Annotated in this window: 4 protein-coding genes; all 4 read right to left on the minus strand. The window is 31.7% G+C overall.

Translation table 11 applies throughout. The annotated features are described in order from the left end of the window. Positions 1 to 211: 211 nt before the first annotated feature. Positions 212 to 676 carry a type VI secretion system tip protein TssI/VgrG gene (gene tssI / locus DNK84_RS02280; protein WP_119342960.1) on the minus strand — a complete coding sequence of 155 codons (465 nt, stop codon included), beginning with the start codon at positions 674 to 676 and terminating at the stop codon, positions 212 to 214. Positions 677 to 678: 2 nt separating this feature from the next. Next, on the minus strand, positions 679 to 1,128 hold the full coding sequence (gene iglE / locus DNK84_RS02285) for a type VI secretion system lipoprotein IglE (RefSeq protein ID WP_119342961.1): 450 nt from the start codon (positions 1,126 to 1,128) through the stop codon (positions 679 to 681). A gap of 3 nt (positions 1,129 to 1,131) precedes the next feature. Continuing rightward, positions 1,132 to 4,476, minus strand: coding sequence for a hypothetical protein (locus DNK84_RS02290; protein ID WP_119342962.1), 3,345 nt, complete (start codon positions 4,474 to 4,476; stop codon positions 1,132 to 1,134). 88 nt (positions 4,477 to 4,564) lie between these two features. After that, positions 4,565 to 5,371: hypothetical protein (locus DNK84_RS02295; RefSeq protein WP_162902160.1), on the minus strand; the 807-nt coding region annotated here is incomplete at its 5' end.

Raw genomic sequence — 5,371 nt, forward strand, 5'->3', positions numbered from 1 at the left:
TGTTGTCGTCGTAACTCGAATTGTGTCTGACATCTGCAAATCCAATTTTGAATAAATAATAAAAACATAACACAACAATCAAGCAAACACAATGAAAATACACTTCCACATCCATTGGTCATGCTGTTTAAGCAATTCAGGAGATAAAATCAATCCATTTTGCCAGTTTATGCGTGGAGACATTAGTTTTTCCTACCTTATTTGTTTTTGACTATCCAATACTCACAGTTGAGGCACTAAGTGTTGCAATGCCACTTCCTTTTAGTGCCAGTGATTTTCCTTCAATTTGTGTGTTTGCACCACTAATTTTACAGTTTGCTTTTGCAGTTTGTTCAATATTTTGTGCATCAATTTTTAGTGTTGTGGTTTTTATTTCAATACCTGATGAACTAATATTTAACTGACTATCACCTATTTTGACATTCATCCCTGATTGGTTGAGTGAACATTGACTTTCCTTAAATTTAATGTCGAGACCTTCTTTGTGACAACTAATCACAGCATCATGTACCATGATACGTATCTCATTTTCCGCCTTCATAATACTTTGATCAGATACATCTAATTGACTTTTACCTGTAGTATCAAAGCTAAAGGAACATTGATTGCTATCATCTTCTCCAGTTGCTTTTAATAGTACGCCATCCTTATTAAAATTAAATATATGCTCAGCCATAACTATGCTTCCTGTTTAATATTACCACCTGTTAAGTTAAAATGAATCTTTTTTTTTGTAGGATCCTTATAAAAGAACTTCCATTGCGCTATTGGTGTGGAATTGAAAATAAAGTAAATGGCAATGGGATTCCCATTTGCTTGAATTTTTAGTTGTTGAGCGGACTGTTTTTTGGGATCAAACACATAAACATTGACATTATCATGTAGTGCTTTTTGACTGATTGTTTGATAGTCATCTGCAACAAAGGAATCATAGTTTGCCGATTGTTCAATCACCACACTATAAGGTTTACCATAATTGGTTCTGCTATTATTTTCTATTGAAATATCAATCACTTTATCGCCTTGCCATGGTAACAGACTGCAACCACTTACTGTCAATAAAAAGAAAAGCATAAGTGTAAAGTGCAATAAATAATTCACATATTTTTTACAAGACATGATAAACATAATTTACTCTCCCATAGTATTTAAAATCTGATTTTGAACAATAAAATCAACTATTACTGATTCATGCTGATTTAAAGAAATTTTCCAGGAATAATGATCCGAGTTATCTGATTTTATTGTGGCAGCTTTAATCATTTGCATAAATGCCCAGTCTCCCTTGAAGGTTTGTTGATAAATTTGATGGTCCTGACTGACCCAACCTATTGATACTGACGGTTGCTCATACCATCGATAACTTAAGGTGACTAATTGATTTTCTTGTGTGTTTAAGGCAGTTACTTTATTACCTAATGAGCTAATAAAGCTAGTGATAGCAGAAGTAGAAAACAAATGATTCGTCATTCCTGCTCCTTTTACTTTAAAGTCAATCGCTTTAGGTTCTGCTTTATTATTCCACAATGCTTTTTGCCAAGATTGAACTTCGTTAAAGTATTGTAGGGGTATTTTTAATGTTTCCCTAGCTTGTTTTGATAAGCTATCAATAAAGCGCCATTGGTTATTCGCACCTGATTGAATAAATGTTTTGAGTAAGTGCTGCATTTGCATGGCTAAACTACCATTTGGTGAAATTAAAGATGTAATTTTTTGATAATCGATCATTTTCTTGCTATTAAGATTAAAAGGGAAATAGGTTTTTAATTCCTTATAAACAGGCATGACGGTTATGTCCCATTTATTTTGTATTATTTTTGCCATTTCATTTTGCAGGTAATTTTGCAAAATGTCAGTTGGCATTAATAAGCGGTTTTCCAACCAGTGTGGCAATTGTGTTTTATTCAGTAATGTTTTTACCTTGACAACCAAGTTATCTTCATCTTTTGACTGTAATTTATTTAATAAGCTTTGGTAATTATTAAAATTATGATTAACTAATAACTCCGCACTACTGGTAAATTGTGACTGATATTCTATATAGTCATTAGAGTTAAAAAAAGCGTTGAGCCCATTAAATGCCTGAGTGATATTTTTTTCAGCAATATCAGCGGTATTGTTATAGATAAAACGTAAGATATTATAAAAAGGGGATTGATTACTTCCTAAGTCAAGTAAAAATAAATATATATCTTCATTTTCAATTTCTTGTGGTAAAACATTTTTAAGTAATGCTTCATAGTTTTTAATATATTCTTGTTCATACTGTCTGAGATGTATTTGATAAAGATTACTTAATAAACTGCTTTGAATAGCTGATTGATTATAGTGATCGATGAGATTCTGATATGTTTTAGTTAATGGCTCTACATATTCATTGATGCTTGCATAGGTATAAGCGATGGGAATATTAAATTGTCCCCGTTTAAATCCAGCTAAAGTAATATATTGTTTGTAGGTATTAGATGGTAGCAAACTTATTTGGCTTTCTTCCTGTTTAAAAAGCATATTAATACGTGTATTTAAATAAGCTTGCATAAGAATATTTTGATACCCTTTAATGGTATTATTATTCATACTACTTATTAATGTATTGGTTTCATGTAAATCTTTAATCAAATCACCAAAGTTTTCTATATTTCTTGTGGTTAATATGCCAGTTATAAACGATAGTAAGGTAGTATATTCATGTTGCAGTTTTGTGCTTTCATACTGATGTGCATTTTTAATAGTGTCTACTACTTCGATCCAACTGTTAGTATTAATCCATGGATTTTGTTTAATCGTTGTGACTGATATTAGAGGTAAAGCCTGTTTTAATTGTGCTAGCATTAAATTATTCTGGTATTGACTGACTAATAGTGACTGAAATTGTTCCATAGTTATGGTGCTTTTATTTTGTATGATAAAGCGCTGAACAAATTGCGTTTGATCAAAAGGAATACTCATACTTTGTATTTCAGATTTAATCGCATAACAGTCAAATTTTAAGCGTTGTTGTGACTGCACGTAAGGTAGATGAGATAGCATCAACGTTAAAAAGCGTTCTGAAACCTCTAATCCATTTGCCCAAATCGATGTATTTTTTTCAATGTAATGCTTAAGTTGTGGTTGATCAGAAGCTAGTAAAAGCAGCGCAATCATAACTGGCTTTAGAGCAGATGAATCAGCTGATCCTATTTGATTCACGACAGTTTGCCATGCTTTTTGTGTAACAATATTATCGAGCTGTGGATATAATCCATGTTCAGGATATAATGATTTAAACCAAAGTGAGTGGTTTAAATCATGGTGAGTCTGCGTATAAAATCTTTCAACGGTTATAATATTGCTTGCTGTCAATGGATCTTTTAATAAAGATGATAGGGTCACATTATTTTGATGAATAGTATATATATTGTTTATCATAGCGGTACTAATCGCTATGCTTATGCTTAATAATAGGCACATAGATACATAATATGACCAATGCTGTGATAACATTTGACTGTCAACAGGAATAATTCTTTCGTTATTCATGAAATCTAGATAAATAGGATGATTTCTGGAAATAAGCACAGGACTAAGCATATCTAATAAAGCACGCTGTTTCAGCGTTTGCTGAATCGATTGAGTCAGTATATGTACGTGTTGCAAAGCGATATTAAAACTTTCATTTTTTTGACTATTTTGATCATCTTGTAGTGACAACCACGTATAAGCTGATATGAATTGCTGTTTTGCTTCTTCAAAAGCATCTGATAAAGAAAATGATATTTGCTTAGGATCAGTATACATATGATTTTTAAAAATAGTCTGTTGTTGTAAATCTAAGCGCGTTGACTTGTCAATTTCATTGACAATATTGGTGTTAATTTGCAATGGTAATTGATTAAAAAACTTATCTTTTTTAAATTGCATGACATATTCTTGCATTTGTTGATTCATTTGATGACTTTCTCCATCAAGATGAAGCTGTAATACCAGTGGTTTAATAACTTTTTTACGGTAAAGTATTATAAATAAACGTTTTAATAGGGAAATCTTTTGTTTGATGGTTTCTTGATCTGACTGATCATTAAGGCAAAGAATAAAACGTAAATTTTGACCATCAATTGATACAAATAAATTAAGCATATCAAATGAATCCGGTAAATTCAGCTCAGCATTTAAATTAGTTAACTCATATTTTTTCTCTATAGCGGATGCGCTACCATTAAATAAAATTAAAGCGGCATTTTTGTGGGTGTTAGCATATGATTTAGCTAATATTTTTGCTAAATAAAGATAAGCTTTAGTAGTAACTTTATTTTGTTCTTGATCAGTCGATTTCATTGGAATAAATTTCCTTGGCGCTGATTTTTTAAGCAAACCTTTGATCCCTTTTGCATAAGTTTTCATCTTTTTAGTCTGGTTGATATATTTTTTTAAAATTAATACTGCAGCACTTAAGCCTACAGCAGCACCAAGTATTGTAATCAATTTTAACCATGTCATAAATTATGCTCCTTATTTTAATCTCTATGGGTTTAATTCTCCGCAATTTGTTGCGAACGGAAAACGGCAATTTAGCTCAAAGAGCTTATTAACTCGTTTGCTTTTTTTCTTTATTTTCTTCTTTATCGGTGAATTTCAGTGTCAAACCTTCTTGTTCACTAAACAATAAGTACTTGTAACCTTTTTCCTCTTGATGCCTTTGTTCCAATTTAAATTGTTGATCTTCTGTATTATCTTGATACCGTATGCTCACTTCATCAGTTAGGCCATATCCACTCTGTTGTATAAACATTTCAGAGCCTTTTTGGTCAATTAAAAAGCGATTAGAAATGAATTGTTCGAACTTGATTGATTCTTGATTAAAAACTTTAATCGCTATAATATCTCCTTGCGCAAAAGGAAAGTACTGATTGGCCAATACTTGTCCCTGCTCTGCAGGCATATAAATAAAGGCATTTTTACTTTCGTTACTTTCTCCTAAGATCATTCCACTTGGAATAATTAATTTGATAAAAGGTTGTTCATAATTGTAGGGTGTAAAGGTTAATGGGTTATCAGGTTCATTAGGTGCTGGCGCACTATTTGCTTCAAAAGAGATTTCACTATCATCTGTTGGATTCACCCATTGATATTCATTTTCTCTTTTAGGATCTACCTGATCACGAGAAAAGATGCGAGTATGTAATGTACGAGCAATAAATGGTTGAAAGCAAGGTAAAAATAGGCTCTGATTAATATCACTATCATAATGCTGGATAACCTCTACATGATGGGTCAGCTTAACAGCATTAAACTCTGGAAAAGTTTTATTTTTATCAGAATGTGATGATAGCATACCTAATTTTTCAATATGTAACTGTGGATTTTCTTTAAGGTCCTCTTGACTGTCTGCGAT

It is taken from the genome of Facilibium subflavum (assembly GCF_003574485.1).
In the GTDB taxonomy this organism is placed as follows: Bacteria; Pseudomonadota; Gammaproteobacteria; order Francisellales; family Francisellaceae; genus Facilibium; species Facilibium subflavum.